Origin of the sequence: Paraburkholderia sp. SUR17 (assembly GCF_029536165.1) — a bacterium.
GTDB classification, from domain to species: Bacteria; Pseudomonadota; Gammaproteobacteria; order Burkholderiales; family Burkholderiaceae; genus Paraburkholderia; species Paraburkholderia kururiensis.
In genome coordinates this window covers 1,513,919-1,530,381 of the sequence record NZ_CP120508.1, presented here as the reverse complement: position 1 = coordinate 1,530,381, position 16,463 = coordinate 1,513,919, and the positions used below count along the sequence as shown (strand labels likewise).

At 64.1% G+C, this 16,463-nt stretch carries 15 protein-coding genes; 1 reads left to right on the top strand and 14 read right to left on the bottom strand.

Annotation, left to right across the window (positions count from 1 at the left end; translation table 11 throughout):
* Positions 1-5: 5 nt before the first annotated feature.
* The 12 genes from P2869_RS06790 to ndk form a co-directional block, all read right to left on the bottom strand.
* The gene (locus P2869_RS06790; protein ID WP_017778039.1) at positions 6-908 is read right to left on the bottom strand and encodes a protease modulator HflC; all 903 of its coding nucleotides are present in this window, start codon (positions 906-908) and stop codon (positions 6-8) included.
* A gap of 11 nt (positions 909-919) precedes the next feature.
* Positions 920-2,290, bottom strand: a complete 1,371-nt coding sequence (gene hflK, locus P2869_RS06785) for an FtsH protease activity modulator HflK (RefSeq protein ID WP_017778038.1) — start codon at positions 2,288-2,290, stop codon at positions 920-922.
* Positions 2,291-2,350: 60 nt separating this feature from the next.
* Positions 2,351-3,586 (bottom strand): GTPase HflX, encoded by a 1,236-nt coding sequence (hflX, locus tag P2869_RS06780; RefSeq protein WP_081601950.1) that lies wholly within the window; start codon positions 3,584-3,586, stop codon positions 2,351-2,353.
* A gap of 58 nt (positions 3,587-3,644) precedes the next feature.
* On the bottom strand, positions 3,645-3,881 hold the full coding sequence (gene hfq / locus P2869_RS06775) for an RNA chaperone Hfq (protein ID WP_033352116.1): 237 nt from the start codon (positions 3,879-3,881) through the stop codon (positions 3,645-3,647).
* 140 nt (positions 3,882-4,021) lie between these two features.
* A complete protein-coding gene (der, locus tag P2869_RS06770; RefSeq protein ID WP_017778035.1) occupies positions 4,022-5,359 on the bottom strand; it encodes a ribosome biogenesis GTPase Der in 1,338 nt (445 codons plus the stop codon).
* 359 nt (positions 5,360-5,718) lie between these two features.
* Entirely contained in the window at positions 5,719-6,864 is a 1,146-nt protein-coding gene (gene bamB / locus P2869_RS06765) for an outer membrane protein assembly factor BamB (protein WP_026122096.1), read from the bottom strand.
* A 69-nt stretch (positions 6,865-6,933) separates the two neighbouring features.
* Positions 6,934-7,563, bottom strand: a complete 630-nt coding sequence (locus tag P2869_RS06760) for a tetratricopeptide repeat protein (RefSeq protein WP_199541475.1) — start codon at positions 7,561-7,563, stop codon at positions 6,934-6,936.
* 57 nt (positions 7,564-7,620) lie between these two features.
* Complete coding sequence (hisS, locus tag P2869_RS06755) at positions 7,621-8,961, bottom strand: histidine--tRNA ligase (protein ID WP_277597824.1); 1,341 nt, start codon at positions 8,959-8,961, stop codon at positions 7,621-7,623.
* A gap of 20 nt (positions 8,962-8,981) precedes the next feature.
* On the bottom strand, positions 8,982-10,298 hold the full coding sequence (gene ispG, locus P2869_RS06750) for a flavodoxin-dependent (E)-4-hydroxy-3-methylbut-2-enyl-diphosphate synthase (RefSeq protein WP_199541473.1): 1,317 nt from the start codon (positions 10,296-10,298) through the stop codon (positions 8,982-8,984).
* Between the two features lie 88 nt (positions 10,299-10,386).
* A complete protein-coding gene (locus tag P2869_RS06745) occupies positions 10,387-11,505 on the bottom strand; it encodes a RodZ domain-containing protein (protein WP_277597823.1) in 1,119 nt (372 codons plus the stop codon).
* Positions 11,506-11,749: 244 nt separating this feature from the next.
* Complete coding sequence (gene rlmN / locus P2869_RS06740) at positions 11,750-12,907, bottom strand: 23S rRNA (adenine(2503)-C(2))-methyltransferase RlmN (RefSeq protein ID WP_277597822.1); 1,158 nt, start codon at positions 12,905-12,907, stop codon at positions 11,750-11,752.
* Positions 12,908-13,017: 110 nt separating this feature from the next.
* Positions 13,018-13,443 carry a nucleoside-diphosphate kinase gene (ndk, locus tag P2869_RS06735; protein WP_017778028.1) on the bottom strand — a complete coding sequence of 142 codons (426 nt, stop codon included), beginning with the start codon at positions 13,441-13,443 and terminating at the stop codon, positions 13,018-13,020.
* A 272-nt stretch (positions 13,444-13,715) separates the two neighbouring features.
* Between ndk and P2869_RS06730 the strand changes: the two genes are divergently transcribed.
* On the top strand, positions 13,716-14,414 hold the full coding sequence (locus P2869_RS06730; protein WP_017778027.1) for a Bax inhibitor-1/YccA family protein: 699 nt from the start codon (positions 13,716-13,718) through the stop codon (positions 14,412-14,414).
* Between the two features lie 96 nt (positions 14,415-14,510).
* Here P2869_RS06730 and P2869_RS06725 read toward each other — a convergent pair whose 3' ends face one another.
* Entirely contained in the window at positions 14,511-15,284 is a 774-nt protein-coding gene (locus tag P2869_RS06725) for an MBL fold metallo-hydrolase (protein ID WP_126875723.1), read from the bottom strand.
* A gap of 8 nt (positions 15,285-15,292) precedes the next feature.
* Positions 15,293-16,432, bottom strand: a complete 1,140-nt coding sequence (gene bamC, locus P2869_RS06720) for an outer membrane protein assembly factor BamC (RefSeq protein ID WP_026122092.1) — start codon at positions 16,430-16,432, stop codon at positions 15,293-15,295.
* Positions 16,433-16,463 lie beyond the last annotated feature (31 nt).

Below are 16,463 nucleotides of genomic sequence, written 5' to 3'. Positions count from 1 at the left end.
GTTCGTTAGTGTTTGCGCGGGGGAGCGGGGGTATCCGAAGGGCTGGTACCACCGGGACCACGCATGAAGCGGAAAAACTCGCTCGACGAATCGACGACCACGACGTCGTTCGGCTTGAAGCTCGCCCGGTACGCCTGCATGCTCTGATAGAACTGATAGAACTGCGGGTCGCGGCTGAATGCCTGTGCCGCAATCGCCGCAGCCTTGCCGTCCCCCTCGCCCTTGATCGACTGCGCCTCGCGATATGCGTCGGCCACGACCGCCTGTTGCTGACGCTCGGCGTCAGCCTTGATCTGCTCGGCCTCAGATGCACCTTGTGCGCGCTCGTCGCTCGCCTGCTGCTCGCGCGCCGCGATCATGCGCTTATAGACGGTGTCGGCCATGGCAGCCGGAAAGTCGACGCGCGTGAGCGTGATGTCGAGCACATCGACGCCCAGCGGCGCGGCCGCCTTCTGCAATTCGTCGCGCGCCGCGGCAGCGATGTCCTGCTGCTTCGCGAGTGCATCGGTCAACGTGTATTTCGAGAACGTGTCGCCCAGCACGTCGCGTGACAGCGAAGCGAGACGGTCCGTGAGCGTCTGCGTGTCGCCCTTCGTCGCGGCGAACAGCTTGAGCGGCTCGCTCACGCGATACTTGATGACGGGATTCACGAGCAGGTCGGTCTTGTCGGACGTCGTGTATTTGTCGGCATCGGGCGCATCGAAACTGCGCACGCGCGTATCGATCCACGTCGCCGTCTGCAACGGCGGTGGCAACTTCACGTGCAGCCCCGCGCCGACGACGGCCGGCACACCGCCGCCACGGCCTGAGACCACGACCACATGGCGCGGATCGACCACGAATACCGTGGACGACGCCACGAGCAATACAACGACGATAGCGATGACGAGCGCAATGATTCGGTTCATGTCGGCGCTCCTTACTGCAGATCGTCTTCGCGGCCGCGACTGCGGAACGCGTCGCGCGAGCGCAGTGCGTCGTCCGACGCGGCCGCCGGATTGGCGGCGCTGGCCGGCGCAGGTGCAGCGGCCGAAGAGGCAGCCGACGCGGCAGGGGCCGGCGCGACCTGCATCGCCGCGGCTCCGGACGAAGCCGACGCGGCTTCCGCCGCCCGGCGGCGCGTTTCGTCGACGATCTTGTCGAGCGGCAAATAGATCACGTTGTTGCCCGATTTGCTGTCGACGAACACCTTCGTCGTGTTCGAGTAGATGTGCTGCATGGTGTCCAGATACAGACGTTCGCGAATCACCGCAGGCGCCTTCGCGTACTGTTCGTAGACCTGCGTGAAGCGGTCGGCGTCGCCTTGCGCTTCGGCAACGACGCGGTCGCTGTAAGCCTTCGCATCGTCGATCATGCGTGCGGCGTCAGCCTGGGCACGCGGGAGCAGCTGGTCAGCGTAGGCCTTCGCGTCGCGCTTCGCGCGCTCGCGGTCCTGACGGGCCTTCGCGGCGTCGTCGAACGCTGACTGCACCTGCTCCGGCGGCTGAACACCCTGGATCGTCACGCCGACCACTGCCAGACCGGTCTTGTACGCATCCAGCGACCGCTGGATGGAATCGGTCAGCTGCTGGCGAATCGCTTCGCGATCCTGATAGAGCACGTCGCTGGTGCTGCGCGCACCCACGATTTCGCGCACGGCCGCCTGCGCCGCCTGCGTCACGCTCAGATCGGGATCAGCGCTCTGGAAGAGATAGTCGTTGGGTTGGCGGATCTGATACTGGACGACGAAGCGCAAGTCGAGGATGTCGCCGTCACGGGTAAGCATGGACGCGTCCTTGACGTTGGCCTGACGCACCACATTGCTGCGGCCGATCTCGACCGAACGGATCTGCCCGACGTTGACGGTCTCGTGCGTTTCGAACGGATACGGAAGCCGCCAGTGCACGCCCTGCTGCGCCGTGTAGCGATACTGGCCGAACTGGAGCACCACGGCGGCCTGCCCTTCCTGCACGACGAACACGCCGCTGCCAAGGTACACCGCAAGCAGCACGCCGATGACGATGCCCACGCCAATGCGCGCGCCGCGGCCGTTGTCGGGCCGACGCTCGCCCAGCCCGGGTCCGCCGGATCCTTTACGGCCGAACAGCCCCGACAGACGCCGGTTGAAGTCGCGCCACATTTCGTCGAGATCGGGAGGGCCGTCACCGCCGTTCTTGCCATTCTGCGGACGGCGCGATTCGTCCGAACGCTGACCGCCACCATTGCCCTCGCCGCGTCCCCAGCGGGGATCGTTCAGCGAAAAAATGCCACGTGATCGCAGCCAGCCAATCCGCTTCTTGTAATCGTTCACCTGTGTTCGTTCGCCAGTGTAGACAGCGGGTCGTTGCGTGTTCATGCGGACGGGAGCGAGTCAGTGCCCGTGTTCCGGGACCTTGCGGGAATCGTGCGGTGCCGCCGGCCACTCGTGTTGCGGCCCGTCTTGTGGCTCATTACGTACGTCAAGTACGTCATGTACGCCTCGTACGTCACGCACTTCGTCCGAAAGATATTCGGCAGTAGCGATTTCTGCGATGGCGGCGCGCAATGCATCGAGCCCCTGGCCCGTGCGCGCGCTCAAAAAGACGCGCGAAATATTACCATACTCATCACGCTCGACCGCACTGCCGCGGGCCGCCAGCTCAGGCACCGCGTCGATCTTGTTGAACACGAGCACCTGGCGGATGGAGTCCGCACCGATGTCGTGCAGCACGCCGTTCACCTGTTCGATCTGGTCGAGCCGCACAGCACTCGACGCGTCGACGACGTGAAGCAGCAAGTCAGCGTGAACCGTTTCTTCGAGCGTGGCGCGAAACGCCGCCACGAGCTGGTGAGGCAGTTCGCGAATGAACCCTACCGTGTCGGAAACCACCACCTGCCCCACCTCGTCGCCCAGATAGACGCGGCGCGAGGTGGTGTCGAGCGTGGCAAAGAGCTGGTTTGCCGCGTAGGCCTGCGCCTTCGTCAGCGCATTGAACAACGTCGACTTGCCCGCGTTCGTGTAGCCCACGAGCGATACCGACATGGTGCGGTTGCGCTCTCGCTGCCGGCGTTGCGTGCCATGCTGACGGCGCAGCTTCGCAAGACGCGACTGCAACATCTTGATGCGCTCGCCGATGAGGCGACGGTCGGTTTCGAGCTGCGTCTCACCGGGGCCGCGCAGACCGATACCGCCCTTCTGGCGCTCGAGGTGGGTCCACGCGCGAATGAGCCGCGTAGACAGATACTGCAACTGTGCAAGTTCGACCTGCAGCTTGCCTTCGTGGCTGCGGGCGCGTTGCGCGAAGATGTCGAGAATGAGGCTCGTGCGGTCCACCACACGCCGGTTAAGCGTTCGCTCCAGATTACGCTGCTGCGCAGGCGCGAGCGCGTGATTGAAGATGACGATTTCGACGTCGTTCGCCTCGCACGCGAGGCGCAACTCTTCCGCCTTACCGCTGCCGACGAACATGGCGGCATCGGGACTGGAACGGCGACCGGTGAGTGTAACGGCGGGATGGGCGCCCGCGCTTTGCGCGAGCAGGCTGAGTTCTTCGAGGCTGGCTTCGAAATCGATCTTGCCGAAGTCGATGCCGACGAGCGCTGCGTTGATCAAATTGGAGGATGTCAAAATAGAAACGGCCGGTTCGTGTCGCCGACTGGCGACGCTGCGCCGGCCGTGACGGGGATCAGGTGGATTCGGTATCCGGGTGGAAATTCACGGGGCGCGCAGGCACGACCGTCGAGATGGCGTGCTTGTACACCATCTGGGTCACCGTGTTCCGGAGCAACACAACGTACTGGTCGAACGATTCGATGTTCCCTTGAAGCTTGATGCCGTTGACGAGATAGATCGAAACCGGCACATGCTCTTTACGCAGTGCGTTCAAAAACGGGTCTTGTAACAATTGCCCTTTGTTGCTCATAGCAAACTCCGTATTTTTTTGCAGGTTGTCCAGATTGACGGCGAAGAAAAAGAAATTCGCCGCCAATCGCTACACTATAGCCGATTTTCATTTCGGCGCGAGTCCCGGCCATCCGGCCAAACCCGTGCCACACATGGGTCTCAGCCTTTGTCGGTGTACGGGTTCTTGGACGATCGGAACTCTATGCGCAATGGAGTCCCGGTTAGCGCGAAAGTTTCCCGGAAGCGATTTTCGAGGTACCGCTTGTACGTATCGGTGACCGCGTCGAGGGCGTTGCCGTGAATCACGATGATGGGCGGGTTCTGTCCCCCCTGGTGTGCGTAGCGCAGTTTCGGACGCACCGGCCCGCGGCGGCGCGGCTGCTGGAACTCCACGGCGTCGATAAGAGCACGCGTGAGTTTCGGTGTGGGCAGCTTCGACATCGCGGCCGCGTAGGCAGCATCTACAGAACGCATCAATGCGCCGATGCCGAAATTCTCGGTAGCCGAAATGAAGTGGAACTTCGCAAACTCGAGAAATTTTAGCTTGCGCTGCAAGGTGTGCTTCGTGCGCTCTCGCACATGCTCGTCGAGCCCGTCCCACTTGTTCACGCCCACCACGAGCGCGCGACCCTGCTCCACAACGAAGCCTGCGATGTGCGCGTCCTGGTCCGAGATGTCCTGGCGCGCGTCCAGCAACAGGATCACAACGTTGGCGTCGGCGATGGACTGCAACGTCTTCACCACCGAGAACTTTTCGATGGCCTCGAACACCTTGCCGCGACGGCGCAAACCAGCGGTGTCGATGAGCGTGTACTTCTTGCCCTGCCGTTCGAAGTCGACGTAGATGGAGTCGCGTGTCGTGCCCGGCATGTCGAACGCAATCACGCGATCTTCGCCGATCAGCGTGTTGACGAGCGTGGACTTGCCCACATTCGGGCGCCCCACGATCGCGATCTTCACGCCGTGCGCTTCCTTCTCTTCTTCCGTTTCTTCGGGGTATCCCGCGTACGCGACGCCGAGCGCCTCGTTGATCATCTCCGTCACGCCGTCACCATGCGCCGCCGAGATGGCACGCGGGTCGCCGAGCCCCAGTTCGTAGAAGTCAGCAGCCACCGCGCTGTACTTCATGCCCTCGGCCTTGTTGATGACGAGGAAAATCGGCCGGCCGGTCTTGCGCAAATAGTCGGCGATGTTCTTGTCCTGCGGCGCGAGACCATTGCGGCCGTCCACGATGAACACGACGACGTCGGCCTCTTCCACGGCCTGGCGCGTTTGCCGGGCCATCTCGTGGAGAATGCCGTCCTTGGCGATCGGCTCGAAGCCGCCCGTGTCCACGACCAGGTACGGACGATCGCCCGCCCGCCCTTCGCCGTAGTGACGGTCGCGCGTGAGGCCCGGCAGGTCCGCGACAAGTGCGTCGCGCGAACGCGTGAGCCGGTTGAACAGGGTGGATTTCCCCACATTGGGGCGCCCAACGAGGGCGATTACGGGTTTCATCTGATGTCGTTCACGGTGAAGCGCTGCACCGGCCGCCGAACCGGCACGGCAAGGTCACGCTGTGCAGCCGCGCGGCCGCACTTGATGCAAATTATCACGATCCGGGCGCGATCGGGCGTTGCCCGGCAAACCGCCGATCGTGCAAGTACGAAAAACACGCCGGGCCGGTATGAGACCGGCCCGCATGTTCGCATTTCGATGTCGGCAAACCGCGGCTTACGTCGGGGCGCCTGAGGACGAGGGCAATCGTCTCGTCGATACCGCTCGCCCCGCTCTTGTTTCCAGCCTTCGTCGGCCGCCGGCCTTGAAGAGAAGAGACGTGTGTTGCGGGCGGGCGCAAGACACGAAAGACTCGAGAATCAGCGCGGACGGAACCCGTACAGGTCGCCGTCGTGCGTCTGGACGACGAGCGTGTCGCCGGCGAGAACCGGGGCCGCCGTGATCGGGCTGCCGTCCGTCTTCACGCGGGCGATCAGGCTGCCATCGTCACGCGACAGGAAGTGCACGTAGCCCTGGTAGTCGCCCACCACCGCTGCATGGCCGAGCAGGTACGGCACGCTGACCTCGCGGTTCTTGAGCTTGTCGCTGCGCCACAGCAGTGCGCCGCTCGATGCGTCGAACGCGTCCACCACCGACCAGTCGTCGCCGCCCACGACCACGCGGTCGTCCTGCGCGATGCCGCTCGTGCTCGAGAACGGCTTTTCCCAGATTGGATGGCCGGAGTTCGCATCGAAGCAACCAAGCTGGCCTTGGAACGTCACGGCGCAGGTCGCCGCGCCCACGAGCGTCGGCGCGCCCGTCACGTCGTTGATGCGTTCGACTTCCGTCACGCCCTTCGGATACGAAACCGGCGTTTCCCAGAAGGCGTCGCCCGTCTGCAGGTTGATGGCCGCAAACGTGCCGCCCGGGAAGCCCGCCAGCACCGCGGCATTGCCCGCGAACGTCATCCCGGCCGACACGCGCAGGTTAAGCGGCACGGCACGGTTGCGATACACCCACTTCTGCTCGCCCGTTTCGGCATTGAACGCGGTGATCTGGCCGTCGACCGTGCGCACCACGACGAAACCGTTGCCGACGAGCGGCGGCGAAATGATTTCGCCCGGCGCGGTCGCCTTCCAGAGCAGCTTGCCCTCCGCTCCGAGCACGTAGACCTGGCCCTTCAGTGCGCCCACAGCCGTCAGCGTGCCGTCGCTGCCCACGCCCGCGGACAGGTTGCTGTCCACCTTCGTGTGCCAGATTTCTTTGCCGGTTTTGCCATCGAACTTGGCAACCGAGCCATTCGTGCCCGCGGCATAGACCGCGTCACCCACCGCGACCGGCGAGAACAGGTAACGTCCGCTCTTGCCGACGCTTGCCTTCCACGCCTGTTGCACTTCGAGCACGGGCTTGAAGTCCGTGAGTGGCGTGGGCACGCGGCGCTCGTCTTTCGTCGATGAGCAGGCCGCCATCGTAAGGACAGTCATCGCGCAGGCAACGGGCACAGCGTATCGTTTCAGCAGATTCATCGGTGGACGAAACATGTATGGAAATTAATCAAATGAAGCGGTTCTGACCGCCGCTCTCGTGTGGCGGACTCAGCCGCCAAGCGCGTCCAGCTTGAACTGGATCAGCTGACGCGACGAGGTATCGCTCTGGGGCAGCGAGTCGAGCGCGAGCTTGTACGCCGCCCGCGCATCGTCACGCTTGCCGGCGGCAGCGAGCAGGTCGCCCCGGCCATCGGCCACCACGCCCTTGAATGCGTCGGATTCCGGTGTTGCGAGCAACGCGAGGCCCTGATCGTAGGCTTTCTCGTCGAGCAGCAGCGACGCGAGACGCAGCTTCGCGATCTGGCGGAATTCGTCGTCCTTCGCGTGGTCGATGGTCCACTGGAGTTGTGCCTTCGCGCCCGCTGTGTCGCCTGCCGTGTAGAGCGCCCTGGCTGCTTCCAGCGCTGTCATCTGCGCGTAGGCCGTGCTGCCGTAGCGGTCCTCCATGTCGGAAGCGATACGGCCAACCGTCGCCTTGTCGCCCGACTGAACCGCCTGCTGCACCTGGTCGTACAGCACGGCGGCCTGAGCCGCCTCGCGACGCTGCCAGAAATTCCAGCCGTTCCAGGCCGCAGCGGCGAGCAGCACCACCAGCACCACCCACGTGGTCGCATTACCCCATTGCGCCCACCATGCCTTCAGGCTTTCGATCGATTCCTGTTCGTCGTGATAACTCATCGCGAAGCGATTTCCTCTTTATTGCGTGCGTGCTTTTGTTGTCGCGCGATCCCGCGATCAGTCCTCGCCGTCTTCGGCGGTTGCAACCATGGCACCGATTAGAAATTCGGTCAAGTCTTCGACCGGCACCGTTTGCTGCTCTCCCTTACCGTCTTGCTGAGCCGCGGCGCGCAGCGCTTTGACACCGGCTGTACCGTTTGCGATCTCGTCTTCGCCGAGAATCACGGCGAACGCCGCACCGCTGGCATCCGCCCGTTTCATCTGCGACTTGAAGCTCGCGGACTGGCCGTCGGCGCTGCAATGCAGGATGACGTCGAGACCCGTGTCGCGCAGACGCTCCGCAATGACGAACGCCTGCGCGCGCGCCGGTTCGCCCTGATGCACGACGTAGACGTCACAGCCTTCGTCCTCGGGCACGAGGTCCTCTTCTTTGAGAAGCTCCAGAATCCGTTCAACGCCCATCGCCCAGCCGCATGCACCGGTCGGCTTGCCGCCCAGCTGCTCGATCAGCGGGTCGTAGCGGCCGCCCGCGGCAACCGTGCCTTGGGCGCCCAGCTTGTCGGTGATCCACTCGAAAACCGTGAGATTGTAGTAATCGAGCCCGCGCACGAGACGCGGATTGATCGTGAACGGAATGTTGTTCGCCTTGAGGATGCGCTGTAACCCATCGAAATGCGCGCGCGACTCCTCGCCGAGAAAATCGATCAGCTTCGGCGCGTTCTGCGCGATTTCCTGCAGTGCCGGATTCTTCGTGTCCAGCACGCGCAGCGGATTCGTATAGAGACGCCGTTTCGCGTCTTCGTCGAGCACGTCCTTGTGCTGTTCGAGGTACGCGATCAACTCGACGCGATGGGCGGCACGCTCGTGCGCGAGGCCCAGCGAGTTGAGTTCGAGGCGAATGCCGGTCAGGCCGAGGTCATCCCACAGCCGCTGGCACATGAGGATGATTTCAGCGTCGGCATCGGGGCCCGCGAAACCGAGCGCTTCGATACCCACCTGATGGAACTGCCGGTAGCGGCCACGCTGCGGACGCTCGTGGCGGAACATCGGCCCGATGTACCACAGCCGCTTCGGACCGTCGTACAGCAGGTTATGCTCGATGGCCGAACGCACGACCGCGGCCGTGTTCTCGGGACGCAGCGTGAGGTTCTCGCCGTTGAGCGCGTCGGTGAAGCTGTACATCTCCTTTTCGACGATATCGGTCACTTCGCCAATACCGCGCGTGAAGAGCTGCGTATGCTCGACAATCGGCGTGCGGATGTTCTGGTATCCGTACGAACGGAGCATCGACTTCACGGTCGATTCGAAAAATTCCCACAGACCGGCGTCCTGCGGCAAGACGTCGTTCATGCCTTTCACACCGGCCAGCTTTTCGAGCTTTCTTTTCTGTTCTGTCATCTGTCTGCGTAGACGTTTATTCAGTTGAGCGCGGCGGCACGACCATAGGTGCGCTCGACGTAATCGCTCACGATCTGCTGGAACTCCTGCGCGATGTGTTCGCCGCGCAGCGTCTTGACCTTCTCGCCGTCAATGAACACCGGCGCGGCCGGGTTCTCGCCCGAACCCGGCAGGCTGATGCCGATGTTCGCGTGCTTCGATTCGCCCGGCCCGTTCACGATGCAACCCATCACGGCCACGTGCATCTCTTCGACACCGGGGTATTTGTCGCGCCAGACCGGCATCTGCGTGCGCAGGTACGTCTGGATCTGCGAGGCCAGTTCCTGGAACAGCGTGCTCGTGGTGCGACCGCAACCCGGGCATGCAATCACCATCGGCGTGAACGAGCGCAGACCCATGGTCTGCAGGATCTCCTGGCCGACCACCACTTCGCCCGTGCGCGAGGCGCCCGGCTCCGGCGTGAGCGAAATGCGGATCGTGTCGCCGATGCCCTGTTGCAGCAGCACGGACAGCGCGGCCGTGGAGGCCACAATGCCCTTGGAACCCATGCCCGCCTCGGTCAGCCCGAGGTGCAGCGCGAAATCGCAACGGCGGGCGAGTTGCTGGTACACGGCGATCAGGTCCTGCACGCCGCTCACCTTGCACGACAGCACGATGCGGTCGCGTCCCAAGCCGAGTTCCACTGCGCGCTCGGCCGAGCCGATGGCGGACCGGATCAGCGCTTCGTACATCACGCTCTGCGCGTCCCACGGCTCAGCGCGCGCGCCGTTCTCGTCCATCATTCGCGCGAGCAGATCCTGGTCGAGGCTGCCCCAGTTCACGCCGATGCGCACCGGCTTGTCGTACTTGACGGCTGCCTCGATCATCTGGGCGAACTGGGTGTCGCGCTTGGCACCCTGCCCGACGTTGCCCGGATTGATGCGGTACTTCGACAGCGCCTCCGCGCAACCGGGGTAGTCGCGCAGCAGCAGATGACCGTTGTAATGGAAGTCGCCCACGAGCGGCACAGTCACGCCCATGCGGTCGAGCTGCTCGCGGATGGCCGGCACGGCCGCCGCTGCTTCCGGCGTGTTGACCGTGATGCGCACGAGTTCGGAACCGGCCTGGGCGAGTTCCTTGATCTGGATGGCCGTGCCGATGGCATCGGCGGTGTCGGTGTTCGTCATCGACTGCACGCGCACCGGCGCATCACCGCCGATCGTCACGAGCTGGCCGCCCCAGCGCACGTGCACGGCCTGTGATTTACGACGTGCCGCGTGGCCGCCCACGATCGGTTCCGACGACGAAATCTGGCTGCAGGATTGGACTTGCGGTTCGGATTGCATCAAAAGACCCATTTACGCCGCACGCGCCCCGCAATGGACAGGACGCGCGAATTGAAAAGGCGTCGCGGCACGAGCGACCGCGGCGCATGCCTTGACAGGATCAGGGCAGGACGAAGCGTGCCACATTGCCCCGCGCCGCCGCATATTTGGCCGTATCGACCGGCTGGCCATCGAGCGTGATCGACTCGAGACCGGCCTTGTTGCCGATGGTCACCTTCAGTGGCGGCTCGCCGGCGATCTCACGCGATTCGCCAGCGCGAACGATACCGGAAAACACTTCCTTGCCGTCTTTCTGCCGGACGCTGAACCAGCTGTCCTGCGTCACGCGCACAGCGACGGTGGACTGCCCAGCCGCCGGAGAGGCCGCCGCGGAGGCGCCGGATGCCGTCGTAACTGCAGGGGCGCTTGCCGTCTGCACTACCGCGGTGCTGGGAGCTGCGCTGGCGGGCGCGCCGGGCTGGACACCCGGCGACGCGACCGCCGGCAAAGCTGCCGAGGCACCGCCCGGCGGTTGCCCGGCTTGCGCGTCGCTGCCCGCAGCGGCGGATTGATCGTTCGACGCTGCCGCTGCCGCCTCCGCGCCGGACGCCTGCTGTGCCCCAGCCGTTTCGCCTTGCGCGACCGTGGCCGACGCCACCTGCGGGCCGGCTGCCGTCGCGCCGTTGGCGCTTGCCTTCAACCGTGCGAGCCACGCAGACGACTCGCCGCCGTTGTTGTGCCACATCGCGAGCGCAATCACGGCGACTACCAGCGCCGCGATGCCCCAAAGCCACGAACGATGGCGCGACTGGCTGCCGCCGAGCGACAGCGACACGCGTCCCCGCGGCAGATCAGCGCCTGCCGACGCGGGCATGCTGAGATCAGGCTGCGGCACGCCCTTTTCGCGCCGCAGCGCCTGGGTGAATGGCGCGGGGTCCGCGCCCAGCATCTTCGCGTAGCTGCGCACGACGCCGAGCGCGAAGGTCGTATCGGGCAACTGGCTGACGTCGCCGGCTTCCAGGGCTCGCAGCTTGGCCGCGGAAACCTTGAGCCGGGCCGACACGTCGTCAATGGTCCAGCCCTTCGCTTCGCGCAGTTGCGCGAGTCTTGCCCCCAGTGCTGCGAGGGAATCGGGCACCGGCTGCACCGCAGGCTGCGCCGGAGCCGGCTCTGGCGTCGCGCCTGGTAGCGGACGCGCCATGTTCCTGTCTGACCCGTATGGCTGCTGCGGCTCGCTCATCCCAAATCCTTGCGTCGATTCTTGTTTATGCCACCCGGCCGTACCGGATGTGCAGACCGTTTATAACAAAATGCGCGGCCGGTGTGCCGCATCCGATCGCAATTGCGACGTGTCGCGACAGATCGTGTTCGACTCGCCGCCCCGCTTTTCACCTGTTTTCCCGCAACTCTCTGGCCCGTTCCCCGCAGGCCGACTACATCGGCGGCCGCGACGCCATGCGTCGCCGCGCCTTTTACCGCTTCCTTCAAACCGCACGTACCTCGATCACCTTTCCTGCACCGCGGCCTGTGCGCTCCGCAAGCCGTGTGCGGTCCTTCACCGCGCCCGCGAGCTGGCCGCAGGCCGCGTCGATATCGTCGCCGCGCGTTTTGCGCACCGTGGTCACGACGCCCGCATCCATCAACACCTGAGCGAACCGCTTGATCTGTTCCGGCTTCGAACGGATCAGCCCGGATTCGGGGAACGGATTGAACGGAATCAGGTTGAACTTGCACGGCACGTCGCGCGTCACGGCCAGCAGTTCGCGTGCATGTGCTTCAGTATCGTTGACGCCGTCCAGCATGCAGTATTCGAACGTGATGAAATCGCGCGGCGCCACCCTCAGGTAGCGCTCGCAGGCGGCCATCAGCTCGCGCAAGGGGTACTTGCGGTTCAGCGGCACGAGTTCGTCGCGCAAGGGATCGTTCGGAGCATGAAGCGACACCGCGAGCGCGACCGGCAGATCCGCGCCGAGTCGATCCATCATCGGCACGACGCCCGAGGTCGACAACGTGACGCGGCGGCGCGACAGGCCGTAGGCGTTGTCGTCGAGCATCAGCCGCATGGCCGGCACGACCGCATCGTAGTTGAGCAAGGGCTCGCCCATGCCCATCATGACCACGTTGGTGACGACACGTTCGCCCTTGCCCTCGCCACCCACGGCGCGGCCGCCTGCTTCGGCGCCCCGCGAGGCGCGCAGCGCGAACTCGGCCATGCGCAACTGGCCAATGATCTCGCCCGTGGTGAGATTGCGCGAAAAACCCTGCTTGCCAGTGGAACAGAACCGGCAATTCACCGCGCATCCCGCCTGCGACGACACGCAGAGCGTGCCGCGCGTCTCTTCCGGGATGTACACGGTTTCGACGGCATTGCCGTTGCCGACGTCGATCAGCCACTTTCTCGTACCGTCGGCCGAAACATGGTCCGACAGAATGTGCGGCATGCTGATGACGGCACGGTCTTTCAGCTTCTCGCGCAACGATTTGGCGAGATCCGTCATGCCGTCGAAGTCGGCGGCGTTGTACTGGTGAATCCAGCGTTGAAGCTGTTTGGCGCGAAACGGCTTCTCGCCGAGGCGCTCGCAGTATGCGACGAGGCCTTGGGCGTCGAGATCGAGAAGGTTGACGGTTGAACTGCTCGTCATGTCGAATCCTGCCATTTCAGTGCGAGGCGGCCTTCCGGCGACACCATTGCCGTGCTGCCTGAAAACCGCGCCGTTCGCGACCGTATTGCTACCGATGAACGACTACAAGCTTAGCGCGAGTAGACGTTGACTTCCGGGAAGAAAAACGCGATTTCCACGCGCGCCGTTTCGGCCGCATCCGAACCGTGGACGGCATTGGCGTCGATGCTGTCGGCAAAGTCCGCACGGATCGTGCCCTTCTCGGCCTTCTTCGGGTCGGTGGCGCCCATCAGCTCGCGGTTCTTCGCGATGGCGTTTTCGCCTTCCAGAGCCTGTACCATCACCGGACCGGACACCATGAAGTCGACGAGGTCCTTGAAGAACGGGCGGCCAGCGTGCACGGCGTAGAATTTCTCAGCGTCGGCGCGCGACAGCTGGACCATACGGGCAGCGACGATCTTCAGGCCGGCATTTTCAAAGCGGCTGTAGATCTGACCGATCACATTCTTGGCCACTGCGTCCGGCTTGATAATCGACAGGGTGCGTTCGATCGCCATAAAAACTCCAGAAAATTAAGAGGTTACAAATTCAAACGAATCTGCAATTGTAGCATGATCCCATGTATGATTGCGATTGAACCCTTACATACCCGAAAGGATCCAGGGATTTAATCCGCAAAGAAACGCAGCGCCCGGGCAGCGCGTTGAAACTCCGGGGCGCCGCGCTTATCTTAGGAATGTGACCTGGCGTGCGGCGCACAAAAACCGCCCGCCGCCGCCCTTTCACCGGGACCACCGCGCAACATCCGCGTCTGACGCAAGGAGAAACCATGAACGAATATCCCTACAATTTCGGCCGCAGCGGTACCGTTGTAGCGGCCGAAACCCGCAACCGCGTACTGCGCAACACCTACTGGCTGCTCGCGCTGTCGATGGTGCCCACCGTACTCGGCGCGTGGGTGGGCGTGGCGACCGGCTTCTCGCTGTTCGCGGCCACCAGCCCCGCCATGAGCCTGCTCGCATTCTTCGCAATCGCGTTCGGCTTCATGTTCGCCATCGAGCGCACCAAGAACAGCGCCGCCGGCGTGTTCGTGCTGCTCGGTTTCACGTTCTTCATGGGCCTGATGCTGTCGCGGCTGCTCGCCTTCATCCTCGGCTTTTCCAACGGGCCGTCGCTGATCATGCTCGCGTTCGGTGGCACCGGTGTGATCTTCACGGCCATGGCGACCATCGCCACAGTCAGCAAGCGCGACTTTTCGGGCCTCGGCAAGTGGCTGTTCATGGGCGTCATCGTGATCCTGCTGGCAGGCATCGCCAACATGTTCCTGCATCTGCCCGCGCTCATGCTGACGGTGTCCGTGCTGGCTATCGTGATCTTCTCCGCCTACATGCTGTTCGACGTCCAACGCGTCGTGAACGGCGGGGAAACGAATTACATCACTGCCACGCTCGCGATCTATCTGGATCTCTATAACGTTTTTACGAACCTGCTGGCACTGCTGGGCATCTTCGGCGGCAACCGCAACTAAGAAACCTTCCGCGGTAATAGAAACGCCCATGGCCTGCCGGTCATGGGCGTTTTGTTTTTGTGGCTTAAACAGCGAGGCGGCGCGCGAACCCAACCCTTACAGGGTCAGCCAGTCGAAGCCATCGGCCTGCGTCGCGATACCTATTTCCGTCGCCGCGTTGCCGAGCACCGTCGCCATCGCTGTCCGCGCCAGTTCCGCCGTATTGTTCTCCTGGCTCAGATGCGCGGCCACCAGATGGCGAAGCCGGGAACGGTCGAGCGACGCCAGGATCCCCGCCGCCGCCTCGTTGTTCAAATGCCCATGGGCGCCGCCTATGCGGGCCTTCAGCGAAGGCGGATAGCGACTCGCGGCCAGCATTTGCAAGTCGTGATTGCACTCCAGCACGAGGGCGTCGCAGCCGCTGAGCACCGTGCCGATGTGCGGCGTCGACGTGCCGACGTCGGTGAGTACGCCGAGCCGGTTCGCGCCGTCCGAGAACACGAACTGCAACGGCTCCCGCGCGTCATGCGGAACGGTGTATGGCAAGACGTGCACGTCGCCGATCGCCACCGCCTCGTCGCCCCACAACACGTTGAGCTCGACGTCGGCCTCGTCGGCACCGACGGCGCGCGCGGTGCCCCAACTCGTGTAGAGCGGAATCGACCACTTGCGGGCAAGCGTCAGGGCGCTGCCAATGTGGTCGCTATGCTCGTGGGTAATCAGAATGGCGTCGAGCTGCCCGGCCTCGAAGCCGACGCGCGCGAGGCGCCGCTCCATCTCGCGCGCCGAAAAACCGCAATCGAGCAGCACGCGTGTGACGGTCGCGCCGCTCGATGCCTCGACGATCAGTGCATTGCCCTCGCTGCCGCTTCCAAGACTGGCGAAGCGCACGGGCGGGCTTAATTGAGTTGAGCGTGAAGCAGCGACACGATGCGCTGCGCTTCCGACGACGTGTCGACCTGGCCATTGGCGTCCACCACGGCCACTTGCGTCAGCGCGTCGCCCTTGGCTCGCACGTTGACCATGAACTCCTGGCCCGGCTTCCTCGACTTCGATCCGCTGTAGAACAGCTTGCCGAGGAGACCCTCGCCCTTGAGTTCCTCCATCGAGTCTGCATAGCGCACGTAGTAGATGCCCTTCGTGCGATCGCGGTTGTCCACGGTGAAGTTGGTGCGGTCCAACGCCAGGCCGACGCGCAGCCAGGCACGGTCGAACGATTCGGCCAGATCGAGCGTCGCGGCACCCGCGCTCTTGTCGAGCTGCGCCGGCGCCGTGCTGGTGCGGGCGTCCGTCAGCAGTTGCTTCGACTGTGCATCGGTCAGACCGAATTTCTGCATCAGCTTCGAGAGGAACGAGGCTTCGAGTGCCGGATCCCGCGGACGCTCCACCCAGCGCGACGAGGTCTTGTCCTGGCCCGTCAGCACTTCTTCCATCGAGCTGTGCGTAATGGAGATGTCGGTTGCGCCATTCGGTCCGCGCGACACGAGGGTGCGGAAACGGTCGCGCGTGCCCGACGAATAGGCGAAGTCGATCACGCGGCCAATCGTGCGGCGGAACCAGTCGTCGGGAATGTTCGCGCGGTTTTCCGCCCAGTCGGTCGACATGATGCCGGTGGCCGGCGCGTCCGTGGTCAGCGTGAAACCGTTCTCCTGCCAGAACGCCTGAAGCTGCGGCCACAGCTGTTCCGGCGTACGCCCGTCCACCACGAGCCAGCGGCGGTCGCCGTCGCGCTCCACGTGCATGCCGAGCGGATCCTGCGCGTTCGGCGTGCCTTCTGTGGCGTTGCCGGCCGCCGTGACGGCGCGTTGCGGTGCGCCGCCGAGCGCAAGGCTCGCGGGCGGCGCGACGTAGCGCTGATCCTGCTGCGCAGCCGACAGGTCCTTCGGCACGCTGAGCGCGGGCGCGCTAGGCGTGTCCTTGTAGTTGACGCGGTCGGACGCGAACCAGTCGTTCAGCGACTCGCAACCGGCGAGCGAACCAAGGGCGAGCGCCAGCGCCGCCATGCGGGCTGCGTTCAGAGAAAATACGGAACGTTTCATGGGGTCCTTCGTGATGCTGGAACGCGGTGCC

Bases quoted from the DNA above. Each gene is read 5' to 3' on its own strand.
- P2869_RS06790 (WP_017778039.1), bottom strand. From the start codon at position 908: ATGAACCGAATCATTGCGCTCGTCATCGCTATCGTCGTTGTATTGCTC.
- hfq (WP_033352116.1), bottom strand. From the start codon at position 3,881: ATGAGCAACAAAGGGCAATTGTTACAAGACCCGTTTTTGAACGCACTG.
- der (WP_017778035.1), bottom strand. From the start codon at position 5,359: ATGAAACCCGTAATCGCCCTCGTTGGGCGCCCCAATGTGGGGAAATCC.
- bamB (WP_026122096.1), bottom strand. From the start codon at position 6,864: ATGAATCTGCTGAAACGATACGCTGTGCCCGTTGCCTGCGCGATGACT.
- P2869_RS06760 (WP_199541475.1), bottom strand. From the start codon at position 7,563: ATGAGTTATCACGACGAACAGGAATCGATCGAAAGCCTGAAGGCATGG.
- hisS (WP_277597824.1), bottom strand. From the start codon at position 8,961: ATGACAGAACAGAAAAGAAAGCTCGAAAAGCTGGCCGGTGTGAAAGGC.
- ispG (WP_199541473.1), bottom strand. From the start codon at position 10,298: ATGGGTCTTTTGATGCAATCCGAACCGCAAGTCCAATCCTGCAGCCAG.
- P2869_RS06745 (WP_277597823.1), bottom strand. From the start codon at position 11,505: ATGAGCGAGCCGCAGCAGCCATACGGGTCAGACAGGAACATGGCGCGT.
- rlmN (WP_277597822.1), bottom strand. From the start codon at position 12,907: ATGACGAGCAGTTCAACCGTCAACCTTCTCGATCTCGACGCCCAAGGC.
- ndk (WP_017778028.1), bottom strand. From the start codon at position 13,443: ATGGCGATCGAACGCACCCTGTCGATTATCAAGCCGGACGCAGTGGCC.
- P2869_RS06730 (WP_017778027.1), top strand. From the start codon at position 13,716: ATGAACGAATATCCCTACAATTTCGGCCGCAGCGGTACCGTTGTAGCG.
- bamC (WP_026122092.1), bottom strand. From the start codon at position 16,432: ATGAAACGTTCCGTATTTTCTCTGAACGCAGCCCGCATGGCGGCGCTG.